This window comes from Gluconobacter cerinus, from assembly GCF_002723935.1.
Taxonomy (GTDB): domain Bacteria; phylum Pseudomonadota; class Alphaproteobacteria; order Acetobacterales; family Acetobacteraceae; genus Gluconobacter; species Gluconobacter cerinus.
In genome coordinates, this window is sequence record NZ_BEWM01000005.1 from 201,607 (window position 1) to 217,985 (window position 16,379).

A 16,379-nucleotide genomic window follows, 5' to 3' on the forward strand; every position below is an offset into this window, starting at 1 on the left:
ATGCCATGCCGCGCGTTCGTGAGAATGCGCGGCATGTGTAGTGATTGCATCTCCCTCCGCACGATTTGTGCGGGCCAGGTGCCGCCAATTTTTGTTGGCGGGCTTCGTTGTTTGAAAGGCCACGACCTTGGTTCTCCAGAAAAACTGGCAGTCCCTCATCAAGCCGGAGAAGCTTGAAGTCGAGCCCGGCCCGGTTGCCTCGCGCATCGCCACAGTCGTGGCGGAGCCGCTGGAGCGCGGTTTCGGTATGACGCTCGGTAATGCGCTGCGTCGTATTCTTCTGTCCTCACTACAGGGCGCTGCAGTAACAGCCATTCAGATTGATGGCGTTCTGCATGAGTTCTCGGCTGTTCCAGGTGTGCGCGAAGACGTTACGGACATTGTCCTGAACGTTAAGCAACTCGCTCTGCGTATGCACAGTGAGGGACCGAAGCGCATGATTCTCACGGCGACTGGTCCGGGAGAAGTGACGGCAGGACAGATTCAGGCTGGGCATGATATTGAAATCATGAACCCTGATCTCGTGATCTGCACTCTTGATGATGGTGTGAAGCTCGGAATGGAGTTCACCGTCAACATGGGCAAGGGTTACGTTGCTGCTGTTGCAAACCGTCCGGAAGATGCTCCGATTGGTATGATTCCGATCGATGCAATCTACTCGCCGGTTCGTCGCGTGTCTTACAAGGTCGAGCAGACCCGCGTTGGTCAGGTTACTGACTACGACAAGCTGCTGCTGACGGTTGAGACGAACGGTGCTGTGACGCCGGAAGACAGTCTGGCTCTTGCTGCGCGTATTCTTCAGGATCAGCTTCAGCTGTTTATCAACTTTGATGAGCCGCGTCCGGTCCAGCATGAAGAGCCGCAGGATGACCTGCCGTTCAACCGCAATCTTCTTCGCAAGGTTGACGAGCTTGAGCTTTCGGTGCGTAGCGCCAACTGCCTCAAGAACGACAACATTGTTTACATTGGCGATCTGGTGCAGAAGTCCGAACAGGAAATGCTCCGTACGCCAAACTTCGGGCGTAAATCGCTCAACGAGATCAAGGAAGTTCTCACCGGTATGGGGCTGTCGCTCGGCATGAGCGTCCCGGCCTGGCCGCCCGAGAACATCGAGGATCTGGCCAAGCGTCTCGACGAGACGTTTTGAGAACTTCTTAGGGTAAGGAAAACTAGCAATGCGTCATGGTGTGAGCGGGCGTAAGCTCAATGTCACCTCTTCTCACCGCGCTGCCATGTTCCGCAACATGGCCGTCGCACTCATCAAGCACGAGCAGATCACGACGACTCTGCCGAAGGCGAAAGAACTTCGCCCGGTTGTTGAGAAGCTGATCACTCTCGGTAAGCGCGGTGACCTGCACGCTCGTCGTCAGGCATTCGCTCAGCTGCGTGATGACACGGTTGTCAGCAAGCTCTTCAGCACGGTTGCAGAGCGCTACAAGGCTCGTGCCGGTGGCTACTCCCGCGTTCTGAAGGCTGGCGTACGCTACGGCGACAATGCCGACATGGCAGTCATCGAACTCGTAGAGCGCGATGTTGATGCCAAGGGCCAGGACAGCGGTCCGAAGCCAGTTGCAGAAGAGCAGGAAGCCGCCTGAGGCTTCTCGTTTTGAGACGAAAGAAAGGCCGGTGCAGCAATGCACCGGCCTTTTTTTTATTCTGCGGTTCACATTGCTGTGCAGAGTGTGTAGTTTTGCCACATCTCTTGCAGGACGATTCCCGTCTGGTTTCTTAACCGGCTGTTTTTCTCCCGCCCGTCAGGGCGGGGAGGGTGTCTCTTTTCCTGAAGGTCGACAATCTGTTGGCCTCGCTGTCCTGCATAATTTTGAGAAACGGGTCCGAGCACTCTCGTAGGGCCCGCAACGACGCCTCCCATATCTGTTTCGGCAATGAGGTCGAAGCAGGTTCGTGACGCGCCTATGCCTGGAGAGCATGAAAATGTCCGAAACAGCCGCACCTAAACGCGGACTAGCGGAAATTCTTGGCATCCCACGCGCCCTTTTCTGGGCTTTTGTTGGTCAGCTTTTATTCATGGTGGGAGACGGTGTCGAAGCCGGATATCTCGACACCTACATGCTGCACCACGGCCACTCCCAAGGGTTCGTCAACGAACTCTTCACTCTTTACGGCATCACGGTCATGATTGCCGCCTGGTTTTCCGGGCCTCTGTCTGATCTGATGGGCCCCAAGAAAGTCATGTGGATCGGCCTGATCCTGTGGGCTCTTCTGGAAGTCTGCTTCCTGACATTCGGGCTGGGTCCGAATAGCGGGCCTATGATCCTTCTCTTTTATGCGCTGCGTGGATTTGCCTATCCGCTGTTCGCATACGGTTTCCTCGTGTGGATTGCTGCCGCCACCCCGGCTGCCATGCTTGGATCGGCTGCTGGATGGTTCTGGTTCTCTTTCTCTGCGGGTCTGCCGACACTTGGCTCCCAGTTTGCACGCTATACGATCCCATATCTTGGTGAACTCAAGACGTTCTGGTGTTCACTGGGGCTGGTGATTATTGGTGGCCTCGTCGCATTGCTGTTTACGCACGAGCCTACAGGCAAGAAGCGCCTTCTGCCTGATCACGTGCCCACCAAAGATATTTTCTTTGGCTCACTCAGCATCATGTGGCGTGAACCCAAAACGACGATTGCTGGCATTGTCCGTATTATCGATACGTCATCGGAATACGCTTTCCTTGCCATCATGCCAGCGTTCTTTGTGGACCAGCTGCACTTCAGCCTCGAACAATGGCTCAACCTGCTGTCGCTGATCTTCCTCAGCAACATCCTGTTTAACCTTGTCTCCGGCATGATTGCTGACACTTTAGGACATCGTTTCGTGGTGTCGGTCTTCGGTGGTATCGGCGGCTTCATTGCCATTCCGCTGTTTTACTATGTGCCTATCTGGTACCCAGGGAATTTCTGGGCGGTTGCCGCAGCGGGCATTTTCTATGGTGCAACGGTCGCTGCCTTCGTGCCGCTTTCAGGCCTGATGCCGCAGATTTGCCCACGTGAAAAAGCTGCAGCTCTGTCCATTCTGGGTCTCGGCGCAGGTGCCTCGACATGGGTTGGTCCGGCAATCGTCTCGTTCTGTGGAGCGGTTTTCGGTCCGGGCATGAGCTATGTGATCTGGACATTTGCTGTGATCTACCTTGCTTCCGCAGGTATGACGCTTGCCCTTAAGATTTCTCCTGAGGCTCGTCGCTACACAGAAGAAGCTACGGCCCGAGGCGAAGTGAGCACGACTGTCGGTCACTAAGAGCGACCCGTCACATCTTCGTTTTTAAGCTGTAAAAGAGCAGGGGTGGTTCGTTATCGAACTGCCCCTGTTTTTGTATGTCGTGGATGAAATGGTTTTGGAGTTGAAAACTATGGACGCGGATCTGGCGTCATATCTGGATGAGAGCGTGCCGTCCTTGCAGGATGGAGCTGGGCGGGTTGTCGATTGCACCCGTGCAAAGAAAAATATTTGCTCGTTCTTAAAGGAAAGTCGGGCAGTTGTGGCTGATCTGATGGTGGATCAGCCGTTGTTCTTGCTGTTTTCCGCATTTCTCAGCGGTCTGTTGTTCGCACGTACTCTTTTTTCAGGAAAGAAACCTTCCTGAGGCGCATGACGTTACGACATGACCACGACCTATAATTCAAGGATCATGTCCCATGCTGCACTATGCTATCGTTTTCTTTATTATTTCCATCATTGCTGGCGTGTTCGGCTTCTCGGGCATTTCTGCCGCTACCGCAGGTATCGCCAAGCTGTTTTTCATTATCTTCCTGGTGCTGGCCGTTCTGGCGATCCTGGCCGGTGTTGCAGGACTGCACGCTCTCTAAGAGCCGCATCCTCTGCCTGAAGAGGCCATAAAAAAGGGCGGGATCTTGAAGATCCCGCCCTTTTTGTTTTTCAGCGTCCGTTCTTGTCTTTTTGGATAAATGACGGCAGCAACGGATTGTCTGTCTGGAGAGAGGCTTTTGTCGGCAGGTCTTTGGAGTTCCAGCCGCCACCAAGGTCTGTCAGCAGAGTAACTTCCGCATTGAATTGCTGCTGACGGATGCTCAGCTGGCTCTCTTCATATTGAAGGGCAGTCTGCTGGGCCGTGATGACGGTCGTATAAATCTGGGTGCCGGCGAGATATTCGTTCATGGATACTCGTACGGCGGCTTCGGCACTCGCAACGGCCTGGTTCTGAAGTCCTAGCTGCTGATCGAGATAGTGCAGGTTGGACATCTGGTCTTCCGTGTCCTGCATGGCGGCCAGAACGGTCTGTCGATATGTGGCGACCGCATTATCGTAGTCTGCCTCGGCTTCGCGGACAGCCGCTGTTCGGGCGCCGCCCTGGAAGATCGTTTCCGTGGCAGCAGCACCCAGGCCCCAGGTGCGCGTGGCTGTCTGGATCAGCTGCTGGAGCGGGTTGCCGCTGTATCCATAAGACGCAGAAAGCGTGATTTCCGGGAAAAAGGCGCCAATCGCATATCCAATCTCTGCGTTATAGGCTTCCATGTTCCGTTCAGCCTGAGCGACGTCTGGCCGGCGTTCAAGGATCATGGACGGAACCGCTACAGGCGCTGCTGGAATCTCCTTGGGCAGAAGGGCCGCAGCGATAGTGACATCTGCCGGTGCACGACCGGTCAGCACTGCAATGGCATGCTCATACTGCGCGCGAGCGATATGAGCATTGGCAAGGCTGGCTTCGGTGGATTGCAGCAGATATCGAGCCTGAAGAACGCTTGTGGGATCTGCAACACCGGCCTCAAGCTGGTTCTCAAGGATTTTGAGATTATCGCGGTATAGACCCACGTTGCGCGTGTAGAGATCGATCAGGCTGTCCTGATAGCGCATGCTGAAATAGTCCTGCGCCAGTGTCAGCTGGTAGGACAAGCGCATACTGGCAACCAGTGCGGCGTCGCCCTGCGTCGCGGCGACCTGTTGCTGCACCTGCCGACGTATCTTTCCCCAGACATCAACCGTCCAGCTGGCAGATGGGCCAGTTGCCCAGGTGTTGCTCGTGTAGGACTGCGACGAGGTGTATGTGAAACCACCACTCGTGCTTGAAGCACTGCTTCCCTGTGAATTCCTGTTGAAGCTGAAATTCCCGCTCAGTGTCGGGTACAGGCTTGCCTTGATGGAATCGATTGTCGCAGCGGCTTTGCGATACTGCGCTTCGTATTCCTTCAGGCTCTGATTGGACGTTGCGATCCGTTCTTCCAGATCATCGAGAAGCGGATCATTAAAGATAGTCCACCAGTCGCCTTTGGGCATCTGCACCAGATCCGGGCGTGCCTTGTTCCAGCCGGCTGGGGGAGGCACTTCCTTGAAATGCGGAGAAATGACTGCCGAAGGACGATGGTAATTCGGTCCGACCATGCACCCACTCAGGAAAGGCAGGGCTGCGGCTCCCAGCAGAAGAGTACGCAGGGAAGGCATACGAAGGACGGTCATCAGATTTCCGTTTCCCGGGGCGAGATGTGAAGCAGAATGGCAAAGTGATGTCGGGCGCGGCCGAGCATTTTTCCGAAACGATCGAGGTATAAAAACACGACGGGCGTGCTGTAGAGCGTAAGAAGCTGGCTAACCATCAGGCCACCCAGAATGGCAATGCCAAGCGGTCGGCGCAGTTCACAGCCATATCCATTCCCGAAGACGAGGGGCACGGCACCAAAGGCTGCGGCCAGAGACGTCATGAGGATCGGGCGGAACCGCAGAACGCTCGCCTGTTGGATAGCCTCAAAAGCTGTCGCGCCCTCACGTTGCGCCACGAGCGCAAAATCGATCAGCATGATGGCGTTCTTTTTGACGATGCCAATCAGAAGAATGACACCAATCATCGCCATGAGTGAGAACTCCTGCCCAAACAACTGAAGGGCGAGAAGGGCGCCGACGCCAGCGGAAGGGAGCGTGGACAGGATCGTCAGGGGATGAATGAGGCTCTCATAAAGCATACCCAGAACGATGTAGACCGCAGCAAGAGCCGCAAGGATCAGCAGAGGCTCGTCACTGACAGACTTCTGGAAGGCCGCGGCGTTGCCAGCAAACCCACCGTGAATCGTTGGTGGAACATGCAGTTTGACCATAGCGGCTTCAACGGCCTGCACGGCAGGCCCGAGGGACGCTCCTGGCGCAAGGTTGAAAGACACAGTCGTTGCAACTGAAAGCCCATCATGGTTGACCGTCAGGGCCGTGTTTGTTGCGCGCTGGTATCCAAGCACCGATAGTGGCACCATGTTGGAAACGCTTGTTGCGACGGCGGCACCACTGGACGCAGATTTTCCACCAGCCAGAGCATTGGCCACGGAGTTAATGTAGGACTGCTCGCTTTGCGAGAGCGTGCTGGTTGTGGTGTCGGCTCGAACACGCAGGTTGTTCGAAGACGTTCCGCCTGCGGCTGTTCCGCCAGAAGCACTCACCCACATCTGCTTCAGCGTTTCGGGGCTTTCCCAGTATCGTGGAGCGACCTCCATCACCACATGATACTGGTTCAGATTTCCGTAAATGACGGAAGCTGAGCGCTGTCCGAACGCATCGTAGAGTGTGTTGGCAATAAGCTGGGGCGTGATGGAATACCGGGAAGACATATCGCGGTTGATCGCAATGGCAATGGCCTGACCGCCTTCTTCCACGTTGGATGAAACATCCATCAGCAGAGGAATTTTTGAGAGTGCCGAGACAATCTTCGGCGTCCATTCATAGAGATCTTCGGCCGACGGACCTTCCAGCGAATACTGATAGGCTGCGTCACCTGAGCGCGCACCTATACGGACGGCGCCGGGGGCCATCAGACGGAGCTGCGCGCCTGGAACGTTGGAAAAGGCCCGGTTGATGCGTTGCACCGTGGCAGCCAGATCGTCCTTACGTTCCTCTTTAGACTTCAGAGCAACGAAAAGATTGGCAGAGTTGGCCGAACGCCCGCCGGCGCCGCCCATAACGCCTGCGACATCCCTGTCTGCGGCGACAACCTTCATGGCGTGAGCCGTGATGTCTTTAAGAGACTGAAAGGACACGGACTGGTCGGCGACCAGACGCCCCATCAACTGACCGGTGTCTTCAGAGGGAAAGAATCCCTTGGGCATTTTCACAAAGAGAACACCAGCCAAAATCAGGGTGGCTGGCAGAGACATGACGATCAGGAACGGATGGCGAAGGCTCCATCCTAGCGATTGCTCGTAGCCTTTCGCGACGCGGTCGATCATGCGTTCGAGCAGGGAACCAATTCTGCCCCAGAAACCCTGTGAGGCGGCTGGCGCAGAGGTGAGGATCAGTGCGCTGAGCATCGGGGTGAGGGAGAGGGACAGGACCATGGAAATAGTCAGGGTAATGACCATTACCATCGCGAATTCGTGGAATAGCCGACCCGCAATGCCCCCCATGAACATGATGGGAGCGAAAACCACAATCAGGGACACGGTGATGGATAGAACCGTAAAGGCAACTTCGCTGGCCCCAAGGATGGCGGCTTCCATCCGCTCATGACCCATTTCCATGTAGCGGGTGATGTTCTCAAGAACGACGATGGCATCGTCCACAACGAAACCGGTGGAGATTGTCAGGGCCATCAGAGACATATTGTCGAGCTGATAACCCAGCAGTGACATCACCCCAAACGTTCCGATGATCGAAATGGGGACGACAATCGCTGGAATGAGAATGGCGGACACGCTGCGCAGGAACAGCAGCACAACGACGACGACCAGCACCACGGCTATGATGAGGGTCTGTTTCGTATCATTCAGGGACGCGCGGATTGTCTTGGATCGGTCAATCAGGACGTTGATATGGGTGTTGCCCGGCATTGCCGACTGGAGAATGGGAAGGCGCTTGCGAATACCATCAACCGTCTTGATGACGTTGGCGCCGCCCTGTGTGAACACCGTACAGATGATGGCGCGCTGACCATTGAGGAAGCCTGTCTGGCGTAGATCTTCAACGCTGTCATTGACTTCCGCGACATCTGTCAGGCGGACGGGTTGGCTGTCACGATAGGCGACGACCAGCCCACGATAATCCACGGCCTTGCTGGCCTGATCGTTTGTGGACAGCATGAGGCGCGTGCCATGGGAGTCAATGAAACCCTTCGGCGTGTGAGCGTTGGCCGATGCAAGTGCCGCGCGAACATCTTCGAAACCAATGCCATAGCGGAACAGGCGGAGAGGATTTAGTTCTACACGAACCGCGGGGAGGGAACTGCCGCGGATTTCGACTTCGCCCACGCCCTCAACCTGACTGAGCTGCTGAATCAGAACGTTGCTGGCAAACTCATAAAGCTCCTGTGGCGTCCGTGTGCTGGACGTCAGCGTCAGTGCAACAACCGGGGGGCCGTTGGAGTTTGCTTTGTCGTAAGTCGGGTTTGTACGCAGAGTGGAGGGAAGATCCTGGCGTGCGCCCTGAAGTGCAGCCTCCACGTCTCGTGCGGCACCATTGATGTCGCGAGAGAGGTCAAACTGAAGAGTAATGCGCGTCTGATTGACCGTTGATTCAGACGTCATCTCCGTCACGCCCGAAATCGCACCCAGATGCCGCTCCAGCGGTGCTGCGACTGTGCTGGCGATCTCGGACGGAGAACCGCCGGGCTGGTTCGCCATCACCATGATGACCGGGAAGTCCACGTTCGGCAGATCGGCGACGGGCAGGCTGAAATAGCCCAGGATGCCGCCGATCAGGAGCGCGACGGCCAGAAGGATCGTTCCAACTGGCCGCATGACGAAAAGGCGGATCAGCTTCACGGGTTGCTGTGCGTGCTTGGAGTTTGCGCCCGGCCTGCGTGATAGCGCTGCATGAGCGTCCTTGTCTTACGACCGATGCCGTCCATGAACAGATAAATGACCGGAGTGGTAAACAGGGTCAGCATCTGTGACAGCATCAGGCCACACACAATCGCCACGCCGAGGGGGCGGCGCAGTTCGGAGCCGACGCCATGGCTCAGCATGAGAGGCAGGGCACCAAACAGGGCGGCCAGCGTCGTCATAAGGATTGGACGAAAACGCAGGAGAGCTGCCTGGCGAATGGCTTCGAGCGGTGTGTGCCCCTCCAGTCGCTCGGCCTCGAGTGCGAAGTCGATCATCATGATGGCATTCTTTTTCACAATGCCGATCAGCAGCACGATGCCAATGATCCCCATGATGTCGAGGTCCATACCGAACAGGTACAGGCCAATCAGCGCGCCGATAGCAGCGGATGGCAGCGTGGACAGGATGGTGATGGGGTGGATGAAGCTCTCATAGAGAATACCCAGCACGATATAGACCGCGATGACCGCAGCCATAACAAGCCAGACTTCGTTCGTCAGAGACGAGCGGAAAGCTGCGGCTGTGCCCTGGAAAGCAGTTTCAAATGCGGGAGGAAGGCCAAGCTGCTTCTCAACCCGTTCAATGGCACTGGTTGCCGCACCAAGCGAATACCCTTTCGAGACGTTGAAAGAGATCGTCGTGGCTGGGAACTGGCCGTAATGACTGATGAGGAGGGGGGCAAGGCTATGACTGATTGTCGTAACCTGCTTCAGCGGGACCAACCCGGAAGTCGGCTGACGTGTCGGTCCGGAGGTGCTGCTGCCTGCTTCGGATGAAATCCCGGGCAGGTATAGCTGATTGAGAGATGTCAGGTCGTTCTGAAGATCCGGAAGCGCTTCCAGAATGACGCGGTATTGGTTGGCTTGCGTGTAGATTGTTGAGATCTGACGCTGGCCATAACTGTCATACAGAAGGTTATCGACCGTCTGCGGCGTGATGGAATAACGTGCACCCGTTGCACGGTCGAGCGAGAGCTGGGCAACCAGACCTTCAGCCTGCAGATCGGACGTGACATCCGACAGGGAAGGCTCCTGTTTCAGCGCGTCGACAATTTTTGGAACCCAGGTTTTGAAGGTGTCATAATCCGGGTTCTCAAGCATGAACTGGTACTGTGTGGCCGAAATCGAGGAATCCAGAGACAGATCCTGAATCGGCTGAACAAACAGCTGCGTTCCGATGACATTCTGGCCGACCTGGCCCAGACGCTGAAGGATGGTCGACAGGTCGGAGGTGCGCTCGTCCCGCGCCTTGAGATTGATCAGGAAACGACCGACGTTCAGCGTCATGTTCTGGCCGTCAATTCCCACAAAGGAGGAAATGCTGGCTACATCCGGATCCTTGAGGATCTCGGCGCCCAAAGCGGCCTGACGTTCTTTCATGCCATTGAAGGAAATGGCCTGCGACATGACGGAAATGCCCTGCACAACGCCAGTATCCTGCGTTGGGAAGAAGCCTTTCGGGATTGTGTAGGCCAGTGCGCCCGTCAGGATAATTGTTCCGAGCGTGACCAGAAGCGTCAGGCCACGGAACCGCAGAACCACGTCCAGCCAACGGCCATACAAGGCAATCATGCCATTGATGCCACGTTCGGTGCCGTCGGAGAGGCGCCCCCAGATTCCACGGCTCTTGGACGGAGCGTGCGTATCCGTCAGCATCCGCGCGCACATCATGGGAACCAGCGTAATGGATACAATGGCCGAGATGACGATCGTGATGGAGAGCGTCATGGCGAATTCGTGGAACAGGCGTCCCACGACATCCTTCATGAACAGCAGTGGGATGAGCACTGCGATCAGCGAAACCGTTAGCGAGATGATGGTAAAGCCAATTTCGCCGGCACCCTTCAGGGCAGCGGTGTAACGGTCTTCGCCAGCTTCCACGTAGCGGGCAATGTTCTCGATCACCACGATGGCGTCATCCACCACAAAGCCCGTGGCAATGGTGAGGGACATCAGCGACAGGTTATCGAGCGAGAACCCGAGTAGGTACATCGCAGCCATGGTGCCCACCAGCGAAAGCGGGACCGACAGGCTGGGAATGATGGTGGCAGGGACATTGCGCAGGAAGACGAAAATGACGCCGACCACGAGCAGCATGGACAGACCCAGCTCGTATTCAACATCGTCAACAGAGGCGCGGATGGTTGTTGTCCGGTCTGTCAGCGGTGTGATTTCGATGCCAGGGGGTAGGTCCTGCTTAAGCTGGGGCAGGATGCGAAGAACATTGTCCACCACGCCAATCACGTTGGCGCCGGGCTGACGCTGAACATTCAGAATCAGGGCAGGGGTTTTGTTCGACCATGCCGCCAACTGAGTGTTCTCTGCGCCTTCGACGACAGTAGCCACATCGCGAACGCGGATCGGGCCGCTGTTCTGATAGGCAATGATTTGGTCCATCAACTGATCGACGGACTTGATCTGCCCATCAATGCGCAGGGACGTAGAGCGCTTGGGGCCGTCAAATGTGCCCGTTGGGGAATTGACGTTCACCGTTGTGATGATGGTCCGCAGCGTATCGATCGCGATGCCGTATGATGTCAGCTTCGGGATGTTGACCTGAATACGGTACGCTTTGCGATTGCCGCCAGACAGCGTGACAAGGCCCACGCCGGAGATCTGGCTGATCTTCTGCTCAAGACGCGTGTTGACGTAATCTTCCACTTCCGGAAGCGGCAGGGTTTTCGACGTGATACCCAGTGTCAGGACCGGAGTATCCGCCGGATTGACCTTCGCATAAATCGGAGGTGCTGGCAGATCCGTTGGCAGCAACGATGTCGCGTTGTTGATGGCGGCCTGAACTTCCTGCTCGGCCACGTCCATGGACATGTCGAGGCCAAAGCGCAGAGTGATGACCGACGCACCGCCAGAAGACTGAGACGTCATCTGGTCAAGGCCCGGCATCTGGCCAAGCTGCGTTTCAAGCGGAGCGGTGATGGACGTGCTCATCACGTCCGGTCCGGCGCCCGGGTAATAGGTCGAGACCGTAATGGTTGGATATTCAACCTGTGGCAGTGCTGAGACTGCCAGGAAGTGGTAGCCGAGCAGTCCGCTCAGCAGGATGGCGAACATCAGGAGGCTGGTGGCAACCGGACGCTCGATGAACAGGCGGGACGGATTCACGGTCTTGCTGTTCCCTGTGAGCGGTCAGTGATTGCCGGTGACATCGGCTGCGGACGGATCATTGCCACGCTTGGCGGCATCAGTGCTTTGCTGACCATTGCTATGGCGATGATGGGTCTCCGCCGTCTTGGCTTCAGCAGCAGCATTCTGTGTCGTGGGTGCGGAAGTGTCAGGGATCGAGATTTTCTGACCCGGGCGCAAATGGCTCACGCCATCAGTCACGACACGATCACCAGCTTTCACACCGGACAGAATGACGGCGTTGCTGTCGTCCGTCTCGCCAACCTTGACCGGAAGATCCTTTACAGTCATGTCGGGCTGCACAACATAAAGGAACTGACCGTCCGGGCCTGTCTGAAGCGCATTACCTGGCACGATAAGAACATTGTGCAGTGTATTGACGAGCAGGCGGGCATTCACGAATTCATTCGGGAACAGTCGTTCGTCTTCATTGGCGAAAATGCCACGCATACGGACCGTGCCGGTGGACGTGTCGATTTGGCTGTCCAGCGCCTTCACGGTGCCGGTGGCGATTTTCTGGGTGTTATCGCTGTTCCAGGCTTCGACCGGAAGTTCCTGAACTTCACGCAGACGGTCAGCAACCGGGCCGATCTGATTCTGCGGCACAGTAAAGATAACGGAGATTGGCTCCATCTGCGTCAGGATTGTCAGGCCGCCGGATTGGCCGGCAGAAACATAGTTGCCCTTATCGAGCACACGGATACCGACGCGACCATCAACCGGGGCAATGATGTGACAGTACATCACGTTCAGTTCGGCGTTATGGACGTTGGCTTCGTCGAACTTCACGGTGCCTTCAAGTTGCTGAACCGTGAATTCCTGATCCCGGGCCGTCATCGCGGATGTCGAATTCTGACGGATCAGCTTCTGGTAACGGGCATTGTCCACACGGGCTTTTTCAAGCTGGGCGCGGTCAGCTGCAAGTGTTCCTTTGTACTGGGCAAGAATTGCTTCGTACGGACGTGGATCAATCAGTTCCAGTTCATCGCCCTTTTTAACGTGCTGGCCTTCCTGATAATAAACATCAAGAATATGGCCATCCACGCGCGGTGTAATCGTCACGTTCGTCACGGGAACGACGGTGCCAATCAGTTGCAGGATCACAGGCATGTCGCCTGTATGCACCGTGGCAACTGCAACAGGCTGCGTATCGCCCGCTGCGCCGTTTTTGCGCGATTTTCCGGAATGAGATCCATGCGTCCGCAGGACTGCAAAAAGGATCAGCAGAATCACCAGAACAATTGTGCCCCATAGCAGCCAGCGACGGCGGGGGCGTCGGGCTGGTGTGGGGGACTGGGCGTTGATGCTCTGGTGGCGGTCGCTGGGTCCGGCCGTCTGCTCGTCCATAGTGGTCCTGTCTTTCCCGTACAGCTTTTTGGCATGAATGCGCCTGAGAAACGGCATCCTTCCGTCAGTTGTTCTCTTATAGTGCAGCGAATGCAATGCTGCCATGACGGGACCTTAAATCCTGTTCAGGTTCAGCAACGAATTTGAAACATGGAAGGCTAAGAGATTGCTTTTCAAGGCAATCTCTCTCTTGCTTCATTTCACGCTCGCACCATATCCTTATGGAAACCCGATGGTCCGTGGGCCGTTTAAGGCAGGAACGGATCATATCCGGATAAGGAGATACAGACATGGCTGATACGACAGGTACAAAGGCCGAGGGCCTTCTTGATGAAGTCAAGGGCAAGGTCAAGGACGGCGTTGGTGGTCTGACGGGTGACACGGCCACGCAGGCAGAGGGCAAGTTTGACCAGCTTTCGGGCATGGCTCAGCAGGAATTCGCTGATCTTTATGACGAAGGCGAAACGAAGCTTGAAGCTGCTACGGCGTTCGTTCAGGACCGTCCGCTTATCTCCATCGTCATTGCCACCGTCGTTGGCATGATTGTTGGCGGCCTGCTGTTCGGTCGCAAGAGCAGCTGATTTCACACACGCATTACTTCGTGTGCTAGAAGCCTCCCGGAGTAATCCGGGAGGCTTTTTCTATGGAATGGTTTTACGAGAATAACGGGCAGCAGACAGGGCCCGTATCCCGTGAAGAAATTCTGCGTCTGATCATGCAGCAGCGGATTCGTCCGGAGACGCTGGTCTGGACGTCAACCTTTGGGGATTCCTGGCGTCCGGCGTCGTCCGCCGGGCTGGTATCGCCATTGACCGGACTTGTGCGTCCTTCCGCAGAAATTTCAGAGCACTGGGCCTGGGCGCTGCTTGTTGGCCCGTGGATCATGGGACGTGTGACGCTCTACATCATGGACTGGCGGCATGTGGCAGAAGCCGACCGTATGAACACGATGTCCGTGGTTAGTCTTCTGGTGCTGGGCCTGTTCTTTACGGCGTTTTTTATGGATCGGAACTCGATCCGGGAAACGGGCGCCACACCGCCGGGGTTCTGGTGGTGGCTTTTCCTGCCCGGATATTTCTGGCGCCGCCGTCAGGTCACTGGGCGAGGCCGATCACTTCTTGTCGTGAGCCTTGTGCTGCTCGTGTTCAACATCGGTGACACCCTCAGCCGTTGGCCGGAAATACAGCAGCAGGTGAAGCATGGTCACCATGTGACCAGTGCTCCTCAGGACCCCGCGGAAGGCGACGGCGAGCAGGAAAACCTCTGAAAGGCACGAGAAAGAGTCTTTCGAGGCACACTTGACAACTTATTCTGAAAAATAACCCATTTTTGGGCTTCCCTTTCGAGTCGCCATGATTCAAAACCGATTCGGTAGTCAGTTGATTGACCGGATTGGTCGGGGAGAAGTTCAGGAATGCCAGATTACGCCCTTGAAGCGGCCCATGGCGGGCTGGTCGTCGGGATCGACGAAGTCGGGCGTGGTCCTCTGGCTGGACCTGTAGTCGCAGCAGCCGTTGCGTTCACCTCTCCCCCTGATGAAATGCTTTCGCGCCTTCTTGATGATTCCAAGAAACTGACAGCGAAGCGTCGTATGGTCGCCTATGACCTGCTGATGCAGGCGTCGAACATCCTGATTGGGGTGGGCGCAGCCTCTGTCACGGAAATTGAACAGATCAACATTGCGCAGGCTTGCCACCTGGCCATGAGACGAGCGTTGGACCGGTTGGGTCGTATGCCGGATCTCGCGCTGGTTGATGGCAAGCACGCACCCAAGCTGCCCTGTCCCATTCAGATGGTGATTGGTGGAGATGGCATCAGCCTCTCCATCGCGGCAGCCTCTATTATCGCAAAAATTACACGAGACCGCCTGATGGCCCGTCTTGCCGTTCGGCATGATGCCTATGGATGGGAGCGCAATGCCGGATATGGCACCGCTGTTCATATGAGCGGCCTGAAAACACAGGGTGTGACGCCCCATCACAGGCGCGGATTTGCGCCTATTCGAAACATGATTGAAGCAGAGGCACACGCAGCATGACCGGCGAACTCCCAGTGGACCAGATCCTGCGTGGTGAATGCGTGGAGACGATGAAGACCCTGCCGGATGGCAGCGTGGACTGTATCTTTGCCGATCCGCCATATAATCTTCAGCTTCGCGGCGAACTTCGGCGCCCGGACGAAACTGTCGTTGATGGCGTTGATGATGCCTGGGACAAGTTCGACGATTACTCGGCGTACGACAAATTCACGCGTGAGTGGCTGTCAGAAGCACATCGTATTCTGGACAAGGACGGCACGATCTGGGTGATCGGCTCCTATCATAACGTGTTTCGTCTTGGTGCTATTCTTCAGGATCTTGGGTTCTGGATCCTGAACGACATCATCTGGCGCAAATCCAACCCAATGCCGAATTTTCGTGGACGCCGGTTTACGAATGCTCATGAAACGATGATCTGGGCTGCCAAGAGCCCGCAGAGCCGTTATCGCTTCAATTATCAGGCCATGAAAGCGCTGAACGACGACCTTCAGATGCGATCGGACTGGTACTTGCCGTTGTGCACGGGGAACGAGCGCCTCAAGAACGAACACGGTTTGAAGCTGCATCCGACGCAGAAGCCGGAAAGCCTTCTGCATCGTGTGCTGGTGGCTTCCACGAATGTTGAGGATGTCGTGCTTGACCCATTCTGTGGCAGTGGCACGACACCTGCGGTGGCCAAGCGACTGGGGCGTCACTACGTCGGAATTGAACGTCACCCCGATTATGTCAAGGCTGCGCGTGAGCGGGTTGCCCGCGAGGAACGTCTGACGTCCGAGCATGTTGCTGTTACGCCCGCCAAGCGCGATATTCCACGGATCCCGTTCGGGAGCTTTGTGGAAACGGGTGTCTTACCTGCGGGAACGGCACTGTATGATCGTCAGAAGCGTCTGAAGGCAACGGTTACGCCAGATGGCACGTTGGTATCGGGCAATCAGCGTGGTTCCATTCACAAGTTGGGCGCAATGCTGACCAATGCACCTTCCTGCAATGGATGGACGTTCTGGTTCTTTGAGCGGGACGGAGAAATGGTGCCAATTGATATTCTGCGCCAGGAGAGCGTTGCCCTGCGAAACGTGGGCTAAAGCGCCCTTC

The 16,379-nt window shown here is 56.2% G+C and carries 13 protein-coding genes; 9 read left to right on the forward strand and 4 right to left on the reverse strand.

Features of this window, described 5'->3' with window-relative positions; all coding sequences use genetic code 11:
• The first annotated feature begins 127 nt into the window (after positions 1-127).
• The 5 genes from GCE01_RS12815 (at position 128) to GCE01_RS12840 (ending at position 3,815) form a co-directional block, all read left to right on the forward strand.
• Positions 128-1,147 (forward strand): DNA-directed RNA polymerase subunit alpha, encoded by a 1,020-nt coding sequence (locus GCE01_RS12815; protein WP_046901193.1) that lies wholly within the window; start codon positions 128-130, stop codon positions 1,145-1,147.
• A gap of 28 nt (positions 1,148-1,175) precedes the next feature.
• Complete coding sequence (rplQ, locus tag GCE01_RS12820) at positions 1,176-1,595, forward strand: 50S ribosomal protein L17 (RefSeq protein ID WP_046901194.1); 420 nt, start codon at positions 1,176-1,178, stop codon at positions 1,593-1,595.
• Positions 1,596-1,929: 334 nt separating this feature from the next.
• Positions 1,930-3,246, forward strand: a complete 1,317-nt coding sequence (locus GCE01_RS12830) for an MFS transporter (RefSeq protein ID WP_174694847.1) — start codon at positions 1,930-1,932, stop codon at positions 3,244-3,246.
• Positions 3,247-3,358: 112 nt separating this feature from the next.
• Positions 3,359-3,592 (forward strand): hypothetical protein, encoded by a 234-nt coding sequence (locus GCE01_RS12835; RefSeq protein ID WP_099213180.1) that lies wholly within the window; start codon positions 3,359-3,361, stop codon positions 3,590-3,592.
• Positions 3,593-3,644: 52 nt separating this feature from the next.
• The gene (locus GCE01_RS12840; protein WP_007282750.1) at positions 3,645-3,815 is read left to right on the forward strand and encodes a DUF1328 domain-containing protein; all 171 of its coding nucleotides are present in this window, start codon (positions 3,645-3,647) and stop codon (positions 3,813-3,815) included.
• Positions 3,816-3,885: 70 nt separating this feature from the next.
• On the opposite strand, the gene GCE01_RS12845 is transcribed toward GCE01_RS12840, so the two are convergent.
• From GCE01_RS12845 to GCE01_RS12860, 4 genes are read right to left on the reverse strand one after another with little or no spacing between them, the layout of a single operon-like run.
• Positions 3,886-5,421: an efflux transporter outer membrane subunit gene (locus GCE01_RS12845; RefSeq protein ID WP_099213181.1), complete on the reverse strand. Its 1,536-nt coding sequence runs from the start codon at positions 5,419-5,421 to the stop codon at positions 3,886-3,888.
• Entirely contained in the window at positions 5,421-8,699 is a 3,279-nt protein-coding gene (locus GCE01_RS12850; RefSeq protein ID WP_099213182.1) for an efflux RND transporter permease subunit, read from the reverse strand. Before GCE01_RS12850 ends, GCE01_RS12845 begins: the two co-directional genes overlap by 1 nt.
• Entirely contained in the window at positions 8,696-11,881 is a 3,186-nt protein-coding gene (locus GCE01_RS12855; protein WP_064275032.1) for an efflux RND transporter permease subunit, read from the reverse strand. The genes GCE01_RS12850 and GCE01_RS12855 overlap by 4 nt, the downstream gene beginning before the upstream one ends.
• Before the next feature lie 24 nt (positions 11,882-11,905).
• Positions 11,906-13,249: an efflux RND transporter periplasmic adaptor subunit gene (locus tag GCE01_RS12860; protein ID WP_099213183.1), complete on the reverse strand. Its 1,344-nt coding sequence runs from the start codon at positions 13,247-13,249 to the stop codon at positions 11,906-11,908.
• A gap of 290 nt (positions 13,250-13,539) precedes the next feature.
• On the opposite strand from GCE01_RS12860, the gene GCE01_RS12865 reads away from it, so the two are divergent.
• The 4 genes from GCE01_RS12865 to GCE01_RS12880 all read left to right on the forward strand — a co-directional run bounded on the left by GCE01_RS12865 (position 13,540) and on the right by GCE01_RS12880 (position 16,369).
• Positions 13,540-13,830, forward strand: a complete 291-nt coding sequence (locus GCE01_RS12865; protein WP_046901199.1) for a CsbD family protein — start codon at positions 13,540-13,542, stop codon at positions 13,828-13,830.
• Positions 13,831-13,892: 62 nt separating this feature from the next.
• The gene (locus tag GCE01_RS12870) at positions 13,893-14,516 is read left to right on the forward strand and encodes a DUF4339 domain-containing protein (RefSeq protein WP_099213184.1); all 624 of its coding nucleotides are present in this window, start codon (positions 13,893-13,895) and stop codon (positions 14,514-14,516) included.
• A gap of 147 nt (positions 14,517-14,663) precedes the next feature.
• Positions 14,664-15,287, forward strand: a complete 624-nt coding sequence (locus GCE01_RS12875; protein ID WP_099213185.1) for a ribonuclease HII — start codon at positions 14,664-14,666, stop codon at positions 15,285-15,287.
• On the forward strand, positions 15,284-16,369 hold the full coding sequence (locus tag GCE01_RS12880; protein ID WP_046901202.1) for a site-specific DNA-methyltransferase: 1,086 nt from the start codon (positions 15,284-15,286) through the stop codon (positions 16,367-16,369). The genes GCE01_RS12875 and GCE01_RS12880 overlap by 4 nt, the downstream gene beginning before the upstream one ends.
• The last annotated feature ends 10 nt before the right edge of the window (positions 16,370-16,379 follow it).